This window comes from Bradyrhizobium sp. Kon58, from assembly GCF_055807455.1.
In genome coordinates, this window is record NZ_JBVVOT010000081.1 from 1 (window position 1) to 1429 (window position 1429).

A 1429-nucleotide genomic window follows, 5' to 3' on the forward strand; every position below is an offset into this window, starting at 1 on the left:
GGGGATGTCCCGATCGGTGTTGAACTACGTCGGGCCGACGTTGCCGGGATGAATGTTACGCGGCCCTCGAGACGTGGGCAACGGGCTTGATCGTCATGCGATCGTGGTGAGCTTGAAGGGCCGTACGCAGAACCGACAATTGCTTATGCGCCTTCAATCGTCGAAAGCCCTTGTTGGCCTCGATCATGCCGGCCGCGACCCATCGCAAGGCCATACCGGCATCCCGCCAGCGTTTGACGTTGCGCGTGACGCGGCGAATGGTGCCCATCATGTTCTCGGCGATGTTGGTACAGGCGAGCGATCGACGAAGCTCCTTCGGCAGCTTCAACCGGACGACAGTCAGGATTTCGTCGAGGCCTTCGAGGATGCTGGCCGCGACGCCGGGCCATTGCTGGTCGAGGCGACGCGCGAGATTGCGGATCAATTTTTCAGCCTTGTCGGCGTCATCGAGCTCCCACGCCTGGCGCAGCACCCGACGGGTGGGCGCATGATGCTCTTTCGGCAGGCGTTCCATGATGTTGCGCGCCTTGTGGATCTGGCAGCGCTGGATCGCAGCGGCCGAACCGAAGGTGCGGCGGATCGCCTTCGACAACGCTTTCGCGCCGTCGGCGATGAAGAGTCTTGGCATCGTCGGGTCGAGCCCGCGCGAGACCAGGTTGTCCAGCAGGGCCTGAACCGTTGCGGCATTCTCGGTCGCCCCTTCCACCAGCGCCAGCGGATGCTTGTTGCCTTCGCCGTCAACTCCGATCGCGGCGACCAGCACGAGATCGTCGCCGAGATGCAGCCCGTCGATTTGGACCACCAGAAGGTCGAGCGCGGACAGATCGGCAGCCATGAAGTTAGCCAGCCGCGCCGCCGACAGCGCTACGAACCTCCGCGAGGCCGCCGACTTCGAAACCCCCGATCCGGGCGGTGCCGGCACGTCACCTTCGGGCAGCCGGACGGCGCGGCCGAACCGGCGCGTCGACACATTGATCAGCATCAGGTTCATCGCCCAGCGACCGAGCCAATCCTCCTGCGCCGCCGTTTCCCAGCTCGGGATCGTGACCTCGCCGCTATCCACGCCCCGGACCCGCGGGCGCTCGACCTCGATCTTGCCGCCGTGGAAGCCGATCCGTCCCCGCGTTCGGCCCCAACGGTGCGCCCGCCGCGCCGCGTCGCGATCGTGGCGCGGCCCGCAGGCCGCCGTGACATCCGCCTCCATCATCGTGCCGAGCGCCTCGATCCCTGCCGCAAGGCAGAACCGATCGAAGCTCGCCCGCACTTCTGCAAACGCTTCGTCCACAGCCCCGGTCGCCGGCGAACCAGCCGGTGTGATATCTCTCGTCATGGCGTTGCTCTCCTTTGTGGAATCAGCACCCCGAGCCTACCGGCTCAAGGGGGGCAACGCCGACCTCTTCAGAAATTCAACAGAACCCGGGACATCCCC

Annotated in this window: 1 protein-coding gene; it reads right to left on the minus strand. The window is 65.6% G+C overall.

Annotation, left to right across the window (positions count from 1 at the left end; genetic code table 11):
* Nucleotides 1-55 precede the first annotated feature (55 nt).
* Entirely contained in the window at nucleotides 56-1330 is a 1275-nt protein-coding gene (locus tag AC0L20_RS39470; protein ID WP_473295584.1) for an IS256 family transposase, read from the minus strand.
* Nucleotides 1331-1429 lie beyond the last annotated feature (99 nt).

Bases quoted from the DNA above. Each gene is read 5' to 3' on its own strand.
- AC0L20_RS39470 (WP_473295584.1), bottom strand. From the start codon at position 1,330: ATGACGAGAGATATCACACCGGCTGGTTCGCCGGCGACCGGGGCTGTG.